General features: G+C 62.8%; 12 protein-coding genes. 11 read left to right on the forward strand and 1 reads right to left on the reverse strand.

What is annotated here, in order from left to right; all coding sequences use genetic code 11:
* Positions 1 to 208 precede the first annotated feature (208 nt).
* From ACB035_RS01740 to ACB035_RS01790, 11 genes are all read left to right on the forward strand, one after another.
* Positions 209 to 1,357: an isochorismate synthase MenF gene (locus ACB035_RS01740; RefSeq protein ID WP_371166525.1), complete on the forward strand. Its 1,149-nt coding sequence runs from the start codon at positions 209 to 211 to the stop codon at positions 1,355 to 1,357.
* The gene (locus ACB035_RS01745) at positions 1,354 to 3,000 is read left to right on the forward strand and encodes a (2,3-dihydroxybenzoyl)adenylate synthase (protein WP_371166526.1); all 1,647 of its coding nucleotides are present in this window, start codon (positions 1,354 to 1,356) and stop codon (positions 2,998 to 3,000) included. Before ACB035_RS01740 ends, ACB035_RS01745 begins: the two co-directional genes overlap by 4 nt.
* A complete protein-coding gene (locus ACB035_RS01750; RefSeq protein WP_371166527.1) occupies positions 2,997 to 3,929 on the forward strand; it encodes an isochorismatase family protein in 933 nt (310 codons plus the stop codon). The genes ACB035_RS01745 and ACB035_RS01750 overlap by 4 nt, the downstream gene beginning before the upstream one ends.
* The gene (gene dhbA / locus ACB035_RS01755; RefSeq protein ID WP_371166528.1) at positions 3,926 to 4,693 is read left to right on the forward strand and encodes a 2,3-dihydro-2,3-dihydroxybenzoate dehydrogenase; all 768 of its coding nucleotides are present in this window, start codon (positions 3,926 to 3,928) and stop codon (positions 4,691 to 4,693) included. The genes ACB035_RS01750 and dhbA overlap by 4 nt, the downstream gene beginning before the upstream one ends.
* A gap of 125 nt (positions 4,694 to 4,818) precedes the next feature.
* The gene (locus ACB035_RS01760; RefSeq protein ID WP_371166529.1) at positions 4,819 to 8,808 is read left to right on the forward strand and encodes an amino acid adenylation domain-containing protein; all 3,990 of its coding nucleotides are present in this window, start codon (positions 4,819 to 4,821) and stop codon (positions 8,806 to 8,808) included.
* A complete protein-coding gene (locus tag ACB035_RS01765; RefSeq protein ID WP_371166530.1) occupies positions 8,805 to 9,674 on the forward strand; it encodes a hypothetical protein in 870 nt (289 codons plus the stop codon). Before ACB035_RS01760 ends, ACB035_RS01765 begins: the two co-directional genes overlap by 4 nt.
* Before the next feature lie 268 nt (positions 9,675 to 9,942).
* Positions 9,943 to 11,031 carry a pyruvate dehydrogenase (acetyl-transferring) E1 component subunit alpha gene (gene pdhA, locus ACB035_RS01770; protein WP_371166531.1) on the forward strand — a complete coding sequence of 363 codons (1,089 nt, stop codon included), beginning with the start codon at positions 9,943 to 9,945 and terminating at the stop codon, positions 11,029 to 11,031.
* Positions 11,024 to 12,010, forward strand: coding sequence for an alpha-ketoacid dehydrogenase subunit beta (locus tag ACB035_RS01775; protein ID WP_371166532.1), 987 nt, complete (start codon positions 11,024 to 11,026; stop codon positions 12,008 to 12,010). The genes pdhA and ACB035_RS01775 overlap by 8 nt, the downstream gene beginning before the upstream one ends.
* Complete coding sequence (locus ACB035_RS01780; RefSeq protein WP_157161063.1) at positions 12,007 to 13,107, forward strand: dihydrolipoamide acetyltransferase family protein; 1,101 nt, start codon at positions 12,007 to 12,009, stop codon at positions 13,105 to 13,107. Before ACB035_RS01775 ends, ACB035_RS01780 begins: the two co-directional genes overlap by 4 nt.
* Before the next feature lie 208 nt (positions 13,108 to 13,315).
* Complete coding sequence (locus ACB035_RS01785; protein WP_005302803.1) at positions 13,316 to 13,525, forward strand: cold-shock protein; 210 nt, start codon at positions 13,316 to 13,318, stop codon at positions 13,523 to 13,525.
* Positions 13,526 to 13,615: 90 nt separating this feature from the next.
* Entirely contained in the window at positions 13,616 to 13,921 is a 306-nt protein-coding gene (locus ACB035_RS01790; RefSeq protein WP_371166533.1) for a hypothetical protein, read from the forward strand.
* On the opposite strand, the gene ACB035_RS01795 is transcribed toward ACB035_RS01790, so the two are convergent.
* Entirely contained in the window at positions 13,908 to 14,156 is a 249-nt protein-coding gene (locus tag ACB035_RS01795; RefSeq protein ID WP_005334209.1) for a TIGR02647 family protein, read from the reverse strand. The genes ACB035_RS01790 and ACB035_RS01795 overlap by 14 nt on opposite strands.
* Positions 14,157 to 14,372: the final 216 nt, after the last annotated feature.

The following is a 14,372-nucleotide window of genomic DNA, read 5'->3' on the forward strand; positions in this document are numbered from 1 at the left end:
TTTTATCGGCGAAGCTCAGTTTCGTTCGTCACCCGCTTTTGACTAAAAAGAAGTTAATGAAATTGATTCTCATTTGTATTGATCGTTTTTTCGCTCCTTGTTAGGATGCCGTTCACCCTGATATCTGGTGAGTCAAATGACTCACTTTGTTAAATGACTCACTTTAAGTCGTGTCAGGCAGTGATTCATTCCAAGGAGTAGCACCGTCATGTGTGACCATGCACTGGAAGGAGAGTGGCCCGCCACAGCGGTCGGGCTGGATAAAGTGTGCTGTTTTGCAAGCGGTGACAGGGTACTGGTCGCCTCCGGTATCCACGACAGTTTTACCGGCATCCCGCCGGAGAAGCTGCTCGCCCATCTGCGTCAGCTGCGCCAGCAGGGGATGGTCAATCCCATCGCCATCGGCGCCATTCCGTTTGATACCCAATCCCCCTGGCATCTGGTGATCCCGGCACAATCGCAGTGGGTCGCAAGGGATGCGATGTTGCCTGCCCGCTGTTGCCAGCTCCATGGCGAGGTGAGCGAAGTGACCGGCTCTGCCCACTATCAGGGGGCGGTGCGGGCAGCGTTGCAGCAGTTCAGCGAGGGGCAACTCGAGAAAGTGGTGTTGTCGCGCGCCATCGATGTGCAGAGCGCAGAGCAGACCTCCCCCGCACACGCCTATGGCTCTCTGTTGGCCCAGAATCCGGGGGCCTATGTGTTCCAGATCCCGCTGCCGGAGGGGGAGACCCTGCTTGGCGCCAGCCCCGAGCTGCTGGTATCACGCAGCGAGATGGCGGTGGTGAGCAATCCGCTGGCGGGCTCCCGTCCGCGCCACGCGTTTTCCGATCAACAGGCGGCCAGTGCCGAGCTGCTGGGGGCGCAGAAGGATCGCTATGAACATGCGCTGGTGGCCGATGCGGTCGCCGCCGCCCTCGCTCCCTTCTGCCGAGAGCTGGACGTCCCTCTGGAGCCGCAGGTGATCGCGACCCCTACCATGTGGCACCTCTCGACCCGCATCGCCGGGCGGCTCCATGAGCCCTCTCCCGTTCTGGCACTGGCGCTGGCACTGCACCCGACACCGGCGGTATGCGGCACGCCTCTTTCGGCAGCACTTCAGGCCATCGCCCGGCTCGAGGGGTACGATCGCCGCTTCTACTGTGGCGCTGTCGGCTGGATGGATGCCGATGGCAATGGCGAGTGGGTTGTCACCATTCGCTGTGGCGTGCTGGCCGGTAGGCAACTGCGACTCTATGCTGGCGCCGGGGTGGTGGTGGGCTCTTCGCCGGAAGCGGAGTGGCAGGAGACCGCCGCCAAGCTCGGCACCATGCTGCGCGCCTTCGGCCTCGAAAGCCGGGAGCCGGAGGTAACCGCATGAAGCCGCTGGTGCCCTTTACCCCCTGGCCCGCCGAGCTGGCAGCCCACTACCGGGCACAAGGGTGGTGGCGCGGACAACCGCTCACCGCCCTGCTCGATGACTCTGCCGAACGTTATCCCGAGCGCACGGCCCTGATCTGCGGCGAGCGAACCCTCAGTTATGGCCAGTTAAAGCGTGAGGTCGATGCGCTGGCGGCGCGGCTGGCCGCGCGCGGGCTGGGCCATGGCGATACCGCGCTGGTGCAGTTGCCCAACTGCGCCGAGTTCTATATCTGCTGGTTTGCCCTGATCCGCTGCGGCGTGGTGGCGGTGCATGCCCTCTACAGCCATCAGCGGCGCGAGCTGGTGGCCTTTGCCCGCCAGATTGAGCCCGCCTTGCTGGTACTCAGCCCCTCCCATCCCGGCTTTGCCGGTGAAGCGGGGAGCCTCGTGGCCCTTGATGAGCTGGTATCTCCTTCCTGCCAGACACTGCTGTTCGAGCAGGCTGAAGGCTCCGATCTTCAGTCAGGATTTGCATGGTGTCAGCCTGACCCCATAGCCCGTGCTGATGGTTCGCCGCTGACGGCTATCGCGCCAACTCCTACCCCGGCCGATCAAGTCGCTTTTTTCCAGCTCTCCGGCGGCAGCACCGGCACCCCCAAACTGATCCCCCGTACCCACGATGACTATGGCTACAGCGTGCGCCAGAGCGTAGCGGTGTGCGGTTGGGATGAGCGGGTGATCTATCTCTGCGCCCTGCCAGCGCCCCACAACTTTCCCCTGAGTTCCCCCGGGGCACTCGGGGTGTTTTATGCCGGTGGCTGCGTGGTGCTGGCAAAGGATCCTTCCGCCGCAACCTGTCTGCCGCTGGTGCAACGCCATCAGGTCAACTGGGCGGCGCTGGTGCCACCGGCTCTGGCGCTCTGGCTGGAGGCGGCCAGCCACTATCCGCAGACCTCCCTGGAGTGTGTGCAGGTGGGCGGTGCGCGCCTCAGCCCGGCTCATGCCGATGCGGTAGCGAGCCGCCTTGGTTGCCGCTTGCAGCAGGTCTTCGGCATGGCCGAGGGGCTGGTCAACTACACCCGCATCGAGGATGACCAGTGGCACATCGTCAATACCCAGGGCCGTCCGATGAGCCCGGGCGACGAGGTGGAAGTGAGGGATAGCGACGGGCGCCCCTTGCCCGATGGCGAGTGCGGTGAGCTCTGGACGCGCGGCCCCTACACCTTTCGCGGCTACTTCAAGGCCGATGCTCACAATCAGCGGGCTTTTGATCGGGACGGTTTCTACTGCACCGGCGATCTGGTCTGCCGCTTGCCCAGTGGTCATCTGATGGTGGTGGGGCGCAACAAGGATCAGGTCAACCGGGGTGGGGAGAAGATCGATGCCCTCGAGATTGAAGAGCTGTTGCTGACCCACCCGGAGGTGCGGCAGGCGGCACTGGTCGCCATGCCGGATCCCATGCTCGGGGAGCGCAGCTGCGCCTTTCTGATGTGCCGCGAGCCCCTCAATCTGCCCCGCTTGCGCCGTTTCCTGCGCGAGCAGGGGGTGGCCGATTACAAACTACCCGATCGCCTGGTGCTGGTGGAGCAACTGCCCCACACCCCGGTCGGCAAGATAGACAAACAGAGGCTGCGCGAGCAGCTTGCCAAGGAGTGTGCATGACCATTCAATCCCTCGACGCCTATCCGCTGCCTACCGCAGAGGAGCTGCCCACCGGGCGGGTGAACTGGCCTTTCGAACCAGGCCGCGCCGCCTTGCTGGTCCACGATATGCAGCACTATTTCGTCGATTTCTACGGGGCGGGCAATCCGCTGATCAATCAGGTCATCGACCATATCGCTGCCCTGACCCGTCAGGCGCGTGCTCTCGGTATGCCGGTGGTCTATACCGCTCAGCCCGCCGAGCAGAGTCAGGCCGATCGGGCGCTGCTCAACGACATGTGGGGGCCGGGGTTGACCCGGGCGCCGGAGCGTCAGCCGATTGTTTCGGCGCTGGCGCCCGAGCCGCAGGATACGGTGCTGACCAAGTGGCGCTACAGCGCTTTTTGCCGCTCACCGCTGGCCGAGCTGATGGCCGGATGGGGGCGGGATCAGCTGGTGATCTGCGGCATCTACGGTCATATCGGGGTGATGCAGACGGCGGTCGATGCTTTTATGCGCGATATCCGCCCCTTCCTGGTGGCTGATGCCATCGCCGACTTCTCCCGCGAGGATCATCTGCTGGCGCTATCCTACGTCAGCCGCAATGCCGGTCGGGTGATTACCGTGGCCGAGGTGATGGCGGCCAGCAAACGCCCTCTGACTCGCGAGTCACTGCGTGCTCAGGTGTTGGCACGGCTGCCCGCCGAGATGCAGCAGGAGCAGCCCACCGAGGATGAGAACCTGCTCGACTATGGTCTCGATTCGCTGGCGGTGATGGGGCTGGTGGAGGAGTGGCATCAGCAGGGGCTGGTGGTGGAGCTGGCCGAGCTGGCCCGCACGCCGACCCTGGCTCACTGGTGGGCGCTCCTCTCCCGTCAGCTGAATGTCAGTCAGGACACGGCTTATCAGGTCAACGAAGATCACGTCAGCGAACCGGAGTGCACCCCATGAGCGAGTGGCAAGGCAGAACCGTCTGGGTAACCGGTGCGGCGCAGGGAATTGGCCATGCGGTGGCGCGCACCTTTGCCGAGGCGGGGGCCAGCGTGGTGGCGTTCGATCTGCAACTGGTCGAGGCACTGCCCGGCAACGTGAAGGGAGTGCTGATCGATGTGAGCGACAGCGAGGCCGTGACCCGCTGCTGCGAACAACTGCTGGACGAGGGGCTGGGGCCCGATGTGCTGGTCAATGTCGCGGGCGTGCTGGCGACCGGCAGGCTCGATGAGGTGGATGACGACCTCTTGCTGCGCACCTTTGCCATCAACACCTTCGCCCCCTTCTACCTGATGCGGGCCCTGACCCCCTGGTTTCAGGGGCGACGCAGGGGCGCCATCGTCAATGTCTCCTCCAATGCCGGTCGGGTACCGCGAGTGGGGATGGGCATCTATGGCGCCTCCAAGGCGGCGCTGACCAGTCTCACCCAAACGGCAGGGCTGGAACTCGCCCCCTATGGGGTGCGCTGCAATCTGGTGTCACCGGGCTCGACCCGTACCCCGATGCTGTACGGCATGTGGCAGGAGGGGGAGGCTGAGCAGCGGGAAGGAGAGCTGCGCACTATCGCGGGTCTGCCCGGGCAGTTCAAGCTGGGGATCCCCCTTGGCAAACTTGGGACCCCCGACGAGGTGGCTGCCTGCGTGCTGTTTCTCGCCTCCGATGCGGCCAGCCATATCACCCTGCAGGATCTGGTGGTCGATGGCGGTGCCACCCTGGGGGTCTAGCCCGCGGGCTGCCGATCTGGCAGGCGTGACACTCTCTTTATGGAGGAGGCCAGGCCTCCTCGCTTTTCAGCTATGCGGGCAGGGGCAAGCCGCTGCCCGCTTGATGTTTGCGCAAGGACATTCCCATGGAACAGACAATGGCGATGCGCGCCACCCACCAGCGTGGGGAGCAGCCGCGCTGGTCGCTTACCACCGCTCAGGCGGGCATCTGGTTTGCCCAGCAAAAATATCCGCAGAGCCCCGCCTGCAATACCGGCGAGTACTGGCTGCTGGAGGGGGCGCTGGCTCCCCATCACTTCACCCGCGCTGTGCGCCAGACCATCGACGAGATCCCCGGTCTGCACTGCGCTTTTGTGGCCACTGCCGATGGCCCGCAGATGGTGGCCAACCCCGCCTGCTGGCAGCTGGCAGAGCGGGATCTGCGCAGCGAAGCCGACCCACTCGCGGCCGCGCAGGTCGAGATGCGTGCGCAGTTGGCCGTCCCCTTCAATCTGGCCGGGGGGCCGCTGTTTGCCACCACCCTTTATCGCCTTGACGAGGGGCGGTGGGCCTGGTTTATCGCTGTGCACCATATCGCCATCGACGGCTTTGGCCTGAGTTTGCTCTCCCAGCGGGTGGTGAGCTGGTATGAGGCGCTCTGCGCCGGTGAGCAGCCTGCCCCCTGTCGCTATGCATCCCAGCAAGAGCTGCTGGCCGAGGAGGCGGCTTATCAGGATTCGCCGCGTGCCGCGCGGGATCGCGATTTCTTCGTGCAGCAGCTGGCCGGGGTGGAGAATCCGGCGTCGCTCTCCCGCCGTCCGGCGCAAGGGCCGGGACCCACATATCGTCTTGAGCAGCGGCTGGCTGGCCGCCAGTGGCAGGCATTGGTGGCACGGGCGAGTCGTTCGGCCTGTCACCCATACAGTCTGCTGCTGGCGGCGGTGGCCAACTATGTGCAGCGGATGAGCGGCGCTGGCGAGGTGGTGCTGGGTATTCCGCTGATGGGGCGGCTGGGCTCAGCGGCGGCCGATACCCCCTGCATGAAGGTCAATGTCGTGCCCCTGCGCATCGAGCTGAGCGGCACCAGCCGGATAGGGGAGTTGCTGGCACAGGTCGAGCGGCAATTTGCCGCCCTGCGCCGTCATCAGGGCTGCCGTCAGGAGTGGTTGCAACAGCGTCAGCCGGGCCAGCCGCTGTTTGGCCCTCAGGTCAACCTGATGCCCTTTGCCCGTACCCTCAGCTTTGGTGAAGGGCACAACCAGGTTCGTGGCGAGGTGCAGGTGCTGGCGGCGGGGCCGGTGGAGGAGTGCGCCTTCTACTTTGCCGAGGAGGCAGGCGCGATGACCCTGACCCTCGAAGCACATCAGGGGCGCTTCAGCCAACAGGAGAGTGAACGTCATCTGGCCCGGCTGGTAGCTTATCTGGCCGCCTGGAGTGAGGCGGATGACGAGGCCCTGGCAGTGCGCTTGCCGCTGCTGCTGTCCTGTGAGCAGGCTGAGCTGGTGCGCTGGAACCAGACCGACTATCCGTTGCCGACTACCACTCTGAGCGCACTGCTGGCCGAGGGGCTGGCGGCGGCAGATCAGAGCGCCATCGCGCTGGAGTGTGGCGCCGAGCGCTGGAGTGTTGCCGAGCTGCGCCAGCGTACCCGCCAGCTGGCCAGCTATCTGGCAGGGAGGGGCGTGGGCCCCGGTTGCCGGGTGGCTGTGGTGATCCCGCGCTCTCCCGAGCTGATTCTCGCCCAGCAGGCCATCATGGCGGTGGGGGCCGTCTATGTACCCGTTGATCCGGACTACCCGGCGGAGCGGATCGGCTACATTCTCGCCAGCAGCGATCCCGCGCTGGTGTTGACCAGCCATACGCTTCAGATGCTGCCCGACGTGGCTGCGCCACTTGTCTGCCTCGATGCCCCCGGTGTGGCAGAGCAGCTGGCGGCGGTAGAGTTGGCAACGACAGCACCTTGTGAGCTGCCAGCCCCCAAACCGGAAGATGCGGCCTACATCATCTACACCTCAGGTTCGACCGGTCGGCCCAAAGGGGTGGTAGTGAGCCATGGTGCCATCGTCAACCGGCTGCTCTGGATGCAGCACATGTATCCCATCGGCCCGGCGGATCGGGTGCTGCAAAAGACCCCGGCCGGTTTCGATGTCTCCATCTGGGAGTTCTTCTGGCCCTTTATGACCGGGGCGCGACTGGTGCTCGCCAAACCGGGCGGCCACAAGGATCCCGCCTACCTTGCCGAGCTGATTGAGCAGGCCGGGATCACCACCTTGCACTTTGTCCCCTCCATGCTGCAGATCTTCGTCGCACAAGCCGAACCTGCGCGTTGCAGGGCACTGCGGCAGGTATTCTGCTCCGGCGAGGCGCTGCCCGCGGATCTGGTGCAGCGCTGGTATGGGATATTTTCAGCTCCCCTGCACAACCTCTATGGTCCGACCGAGGCGGCGGTGGATGTCACCTGGTATCCCTGCCGGGCAGATGAGGCGGTGACCAGCGTGCCCATCGGCTATCCGGTCTGGAATACCAGCATCCACATTCTCGACCCTTGGTTGCAGCCGGTGCCGCCCGGTGTGGCGGGGGAGCTCTGGATCGGCGGCGTGCAGGTGGCGGAGGGCTACTTTGGCCAGCCCGAGCTCACCGCCGAGCGCTTTATTGCCAACCCCTTCGGCGCGGGACGGCTCTATCGCAGCGGCGATCTGGCCGCCTGGCGCGAGGATGGCGCCATCGAGTATCTGGGGCGCCTCGATTTTCAGGTGAAGATCCGTGGTCAACGCATCGAGCTGGAGGAGATCGAGCAGGTGCTGCTGCGCGATCCCCGGGTGGCGCAGGCGGTGGTGCTGGCCCCCGAATTTGCCCCCGGCGATCGCCGTCTGGTGGCCTACGTGGTGGCCGCAGATAGCAGAGATCTGACGCTGGCCGAGCTTACACCTGCCCTTGGCGCAGCCTTGCCTGACTACATGGTGCCGGGGCTCCTGGTAAACCTGGCCGAGCTGCCACTCACCCCCAATGGCAAGCTGGATCGCAAGGGGCTGCCGCTGCCCGACATGGCGTCGGCGGTGGGTCAGTTACTGCCGAAAACCTTGCTGGAGGAGCGGCTCTGTCGCCTCTTCGCCGAGGTTCTGGGGCTGGCGCGGGTCGGCGCCGACGATAACTTCTTTGCCCTCGGCGGCCACTCCCTGCTGGCGGCGCAGTTGGTGGTGCGTATTGAAGAGTCGCTTGGACAGACTCTCACTCTGGCTAGCCTGTTCGAAGCACCGAGCCCTGCCCAGCTGGCGCGCCGTCTTGGCGGCGAGCGGGAGGCCATGCCCATGCTGTTGCCCCTGCGGGCGCATGGTTCTCAATCGGGCTCATCGCGCCCCACCCTCTTTTGCGTCCATCCCGCAGGGGGGCTCGGCTGGTGTTATGCGCCGCTGGTGCCCCATCTGCCGGCCGACATGGCCGTCTATGCCCTGCAGGCGAGGGCGCTCTGTCAGCCGGATGCCCCGCTGCCCGCCAGCTTCGACGAGCTGGCGCTCGACTATGTGACCGAGCTGCGTCGTCAACAGAGCGAGGGGCCCTACTGGCTGCTCGGCTGGTCGCTCGGGGGCATGCTGGTGCACCGGATGGCCGCCATGCTGCAAGAGCAGGGACAGGAGGTGGCCATGGTGCTGCTGCTCGATGCCTACCCCTGTCAGCAGTGGCAAACCCAGCCGTTGCCCGACGAGCAGCGGATGCTCGATGCGTTGCTGCGGATGGGAGGCATTGCGGTTGCGGACGATGCGCTCGACTCCCTCACTCGAGACGAGGTGGTGGCCCGACTGGGGGCGGAGGGGAGTGCGCTGGCCATGCTCGACGAGCAGGTGGTGAGCGCCATGATTGAGCTGGTGGGCCACAACAACCGGCTGATCCGTCAGCCGGTCGACTATTGCTACCACGGGGAGGTGATCTTTATCGAGGCCTCAGCCTCCCGCCAGCCCTGGCTGGATGGACGTGGCTGGGAGCTGCTGACAAAAGGGGAGATCCGCTATGAGCGCTTCCCCTGTCTGCATCAGGAGATGGTGCATCCCGACTGGTTGGCGAAGATCGGCGCCCTTATTGGTGAGCGGGTCGATGGGGTCGGGCAACAACCGCACATCCGGCAGGAGGGGGACGCATGACCCCGGTTGCCGCCATCCGGGAAGCCTTGCAGGCGGGCAAGCTGGTGGGGCTGGGGGAGCCGCACTGGCACCCGGATTTTATCCGGCGCCAGCACGCCTGGTTGTGTGATCCGGCGCTCTGGGGAGTCATGACCGATCTGGTGCTGGAGTGCGGCAACCGCCGCCATCAGGGCCTGCTCGATGCCTGGCTGACGGGGCAGGAGAGCTGGCAGGGGGAGCCGCTGACGCTGGCACGGCTCTATCCGGTCTGGCTTGACTCCTGTGCCTTTCCCGCCTGGATGGCCCCCGAGTTTCCGGCTCTCTTTTCCGCTCTGCGCCAGAGCAATCTGGCGCGCCCCGAACATGTGCGGCTGCGGGTGCATCTCTGCGAGCCTTTATTCGAGTGGCAGGAGATGAGCCCGGAGCGGTGGCAGCTACACAACAGGGGGCGGGATCAGGCGCTGGCCGACGATCTTCTTGCACTTCCCGCCCGCGGCGTGGTGGTGCTGGTGGGGGCGCGCCATCTGTTCAAAGTCGCAGGGGATCCCCACTTTGCGCAGCCGACGCTGGGCCAGTTGCTGGAGGCTGCACGGCCGGGTTGGCTGCAGGTGCTTCACCCCTGGCCAATGGCTGATGGAAAGGGAGATGAGGAAGAGGAGCGGGTGTGCGAGCTGGCCGGGATCGCGACTGCTGACCTCTATCCCCACTGGCCAGAGCATCCGCCGCTGGAGACACTTATCGATCGGTTGGTGCGCGTGGCTGACCGGGGGCGGGAGATGCGAATTTGCCCCACCTTGCTCGCCGAGCCCTGGCGCAGCCGCTTGTTGAGTCGCGCTCACTTGCTGCCAGTTGGCATGGCCCGCCAGCTGCAACAGTGGCTGGCGTAACTGCTGGTTGGTGTAACCGCTGACTTGAGTAACAGAAGGGGGAGCAAGGCTCCCCTTTTCAATATTTGGCATCCTGTCTTCAGCGCTGCAAAGTTGCACCATTTACGGCATACCTTGCCACTCATCGCCGAAAATTCAGCTCCTTCGCTACTTTAAAGAAGTTTCTACTGGTCTTACCTGAGTAAATCCCTTTGCTTTTTATTTAACAAGGTATTTACATCTAGGTGTCACCAGCATCGGTGACGCTCACAACGGCAAGGAGCCAGTTATGACCCATGTCGACATCCCTTTCCTTCGTTACCTCGATGCGGAAGGGTGCCCGGTCGCCACCTTACCGACCTGGCTGGACAAGGCGATACTGCACACCTTTTACCGCAATATGGTGAAGGTGCGCAGCTATGACAAAAAAGCGATAGCGCTGCAACGAACCGGCAAACTCGGTACTTTTCCCTCCCATCTCGGCGCAGAAGCCGTGGGGATTGGCATCGGTCTCGCCATGCAACCGCAGGATGTCTACGTTCCCTACTATCGGGACATGCCCACCCTCTATGTGCGGGGCGTACCGATGGAGAAGAACCTGCAATATTGGGGTGGTGATGAGCGGGGCAGTTATTTTCTCAAACCCGATGGGACTCCCTCTGAAGATCTCCCCATCTGCGTCCCCATCGCCACCCAGATCACCCACGCCTGCGGCATTGCGTCTGCCTTCAAACTGCGTAATCAACCGCGCGTCGCTGTAGTCACCATCGGCGATGGCGGCACCTCCAAGGGGGATTTTCTGGAGGGGCTCAACTGCGCCGGTGTCTGGCACCTGCCGATGGTGATCATCGTCAACAACAATCAGTGGGCCATCTCGGTGCCGCGCAAGCTGCAATCGAGCGCTCCTACGCTGGCCCAAAAGGGGATTGGTGCAGGGGTGCGCAGCCTGCAGGTGGATGGCAACGATGTGGTCGCGGTCTATGATGCCGCGCGCAATGCCGTCGAACGGGCCCGCAGCGGCAAGGGGCCGACCCTGATAGAAGCGGTCAGTTATCGCCTCGGCGATCACACCACGGCCGATGATGCCACTCGCTATCGCGACGGGGCCGAGGTCGAGGCCGCCTGGGCGAAAGAGCCGGTCAAGCGGCTGCGCCAGTTTATGCACAGCCAGGGCTGGTGGGATGAAGAACAGGAGCAGAGCCTGCTGGCGGAGGCTACCCGAGAGGTCGAACAGGCGGTCGCCCGTTATGAGGCGATGGCGCCCCAGCCGCCGGAGGCGATGCTCGATTATCACTACGCCAGCCTGCCCGCCGAACTCTTGCCCCAGCGCGAGCGAGTGATTGCCAAGGGGATGAAGCAGGAGGTTGGCCATGAGTGAGATCAGTTTGCTGGAAGCGGTCAACATGGCTCTTCACTACGAGATGGAGCACGACCCGGATGTGGTGGTACTGGGCGAGGATGTGGGGGTCAACGGCGGGGTGTTTCGCGCCACCGTGGGCTTGCGCGACAAGTTCGGTTTCAAGCGGGTGATCGACACGCCGTTGGCCGAGGGATTGATCGCCGGGGTGGCGGTCGGCATGGCGACCCAGGGGCTCAAGCCGGTGGCTGAGTTCCAGTTTCAGGGCTTCATCTTCCCCGGGATGGAGCAGATCATCTGTCAGGCGGCGCGGATGCGAAACCGCACCCGTGGCCGCCTCTCCTGTCCTCTCGTCTATCGCTCCCCGTATGGCGCGGGCATTCATTCGCCTGAACATCACAGTGAGAGCGTCGAGGCGCTGTTTGCCCATATTCCGGGGCTACGGGTTGTGATCCCCTCCAGCCCGAGACGCGCCTATGGCCTGCTGCTCTCGGCCATCCGCGATCCGGATCCCGTGATGTTTTTCGAACCGGATCGCATCTATCGCTCGATGAAATCCGAGGTGGTGGATGACGGTGTCGGTCTGCCGCTGGATGTCTGTTTCACCCTGCGCCCGGGCCGGGATATCACGATAGTGGCCTGGGGAGCCTGCATTCAGGAGGTGATGCGGGCGGCGAACCTGTTGGCCGAGCAGGATATCCAGTGCGAGGTGCTGGATCTGGCCACCATCAAGCCGCTGGATATGGAGACCATCCTCACCTCGGTGCGCAAGACCGGCCGCTTGCTGGTGGTGCACGAGGCGTGTGGCAGCTTCGGGGTCGGGGCTGAAATTGTGGCGCGGGTGACCGAGCAGGCACTTCCCTGCCTCAAGGCGCCGCCCAAGCGGCTGACCGGTGTGGATGCCGCCGTCCCCTACTATCGCAACGAAGCGTATTACCTCATCACCGAGCAGGATATCGCCGATGCCGCTCACCAGCTGATGGAGAACCAGTGGCTATGAAATTTTTCAAATTACCGGATCTGGGTGAAGGGTTGGCCGAAGCCGAGATCGTCGAATGGAAGGTGAGCGCCGGTGATACCGTTGCGGTCGATCAGGTGCTCTTGTCGGTGGAAACGGCCAAGGCGCTGGTGGATGTGCCCTCTCCGGTGGCCGGGGTGATTGCCCGTCTCTGCGGCGCCGAAGGGGATATCCTCCATATCGGTGCGCCGCTGGTGGAGTTCGAGGGAGGGGAGGATGATGGCACCGTGGTGGGCAAGGTGAGCGCCCATCAGCAGCATATCGAGGATCACTTCGTGGTGGGGGCTATTGCCCCGGGTGGAGCGCTGGTGCAAGCCATGCCTGCCGTGCGCCTGCTGGCACAAAAACTGGGTCTGGATATCGACCGGATCAAGGGAAGTGGCAGCGGCGGCATGGTGACCGAACTGGATGTGCAGCAGGCATTCGAGTCACAGCAAAGCAGTGGCAACGAATTCCTCAAAGGGTCGCGCAGGGCCATGGCCAAGGCGATGGAGCTCTCTCATCAGACTGTGGTGCCGGTCAGCATCACCGACGAGGTGGATTTGCGTCACTGGCGCCCTGATGAGGATGTGACGGTGCGCCTTATCAAGGCCATTGGCGTGGCGTGCCGCGCCGAGCCCTCGATGAATGCCTGGTTTGATGGCGACACCCTGTCACGGCGGCTGTTCAAAGAGGTCAATGTGGCCATCGCGGTGGATTCAAAGCATGGCCTCTATGTGCCGGTGATGGAGAACGTGGCCGAGCGGGAGGGGGCGGATATCCGGCAGGGGCTGGATCGGATGATCGCCGATGTGAAGGCGCGCGCCGTGCCGCGCGAGATGTTGCAGGGGGCGACCATCACGCTCACCAACTTCGGTGCTATCGCAGGCCGCTATGCGAGTCCCATCGTGACGCCGCCGCAGGTGGCCATCATAGGGGCAGGCAAACTGTTCGAAAAAGTGGTGTTCATCCATGGTGAAGCGCGTCCCGTCAGGGCATTGCCGCTGTCGATGACATTTGACCACAGAGCCTGTACTGGCGGCGAGGCGGCTCGTTTTCTCAGAGCGCTGGTCGAAGCGTTGGAAGCAGCCACCTTATAACGGTTTTTGCCCTGTCATTGGCAGGGCACAAATTTGTTTGCGTAATCTACAAAGCCACGTATAATCCAAACCAGCTTGAAAGGGCGATAGTTATGTCAATGAATACGATGTTTCACATCTTGTCCTGTTGTTCATAAGTTAATCCCGTTTTTTGAGCTTTACCCGCTGAAAAGCATAAGTAATTATTTTGAATACAGGTTTAAAAGATATGTCTAACATGATCACCGGTACCGTTAAGTTTTTCAACGAAACCAAAGGTTTTGGCTTCATCCAGCAAGAAAACGGCCCGGACGTTTTCGTTCACTTCAGCGCCATTCAAGGTAACGGTTTCCGTACCCTGGCTGAAGGTCAGCGCGTACAGTTCTCTGTGACCCAAGGTCAGAAAGGCCCGCAGGCTGAGAACGTAACCGCTCTGTAATTCTTACAGAATTTAAGAAAGCCGTGGTACCTCTGGTGCCACGGCTTTTTGTTTATATGGCTTCTGCTACTGACTCCCATGTGCTGAATCATGCTGCTATCGCTCCTGCTTGCTGCCACCTTGACTCCGACGTCCGATGCGCCGGTACCGGTTCAATCCGTGATGGAAGCGCAGGTGATCTGCCAGCAATTTGTCCAGGTCCGGATGGGCACTGCACAGCAACCCGATGAGGTGAATGCGCGACTGGTGCCTGAAAGGGAGGGGGAGTGGCTGGTGGATGGCAAAGTAAAAGGACCCGAAGGTCCTTTGCTGTTTGCCTGTCATCTTCACCAAGGGGAGCGCTGGGAGCTACTCAACTTTTCGCTCTGGGCACCACAGCCGGTCAAAGCGGTTTGAGTGCGACCAGCAGATGTTGCAGGTGTTCAACCATGGTCATGCCAAACGGGGTGAGATAGCCGCCATCTTCTGCGCTGATGAGCCCCTGTTGATGCAGACGGGCTGCCGCCTGGCACAACTCTTCAGACATATCGCTGCGTAATTTAATCCCCAGGCTCATGTTGGCCGGATCAAAGCATGCCAGTATTTTCAAATCGTTCACGAATTCGTTAGAAACCTGGTCGATCCCAATCATGGATTTACTCCTTACGCTAAAGATGTATGCAAACTAGCATCCCCGGATCCACTTTAGTGGGCGCTGGCTCAAATTATTGATCTTTGGCTGGATGCTGCGTTTCAAATGCTGTTTTTTTCGGCGTAATCAGATGGTTGGCTGACAGCTTCGCCAAGGGCCGAGCTGGACCAAACGTGGTAGGATAGGGCACTTCTTTATATCGGACGGTCTATTGGT

Source organism: Aeromonas sp. S12(2024) (genome assembly GCF_041402305.1).
GTDB classification, from domain to species: domain Bacteria; phylum Pseudomonadota; class Gammaproteobacteria; order Enterobacterales; family Aeromonadaceae; genus Aeromonas; species Aeromonas veronii.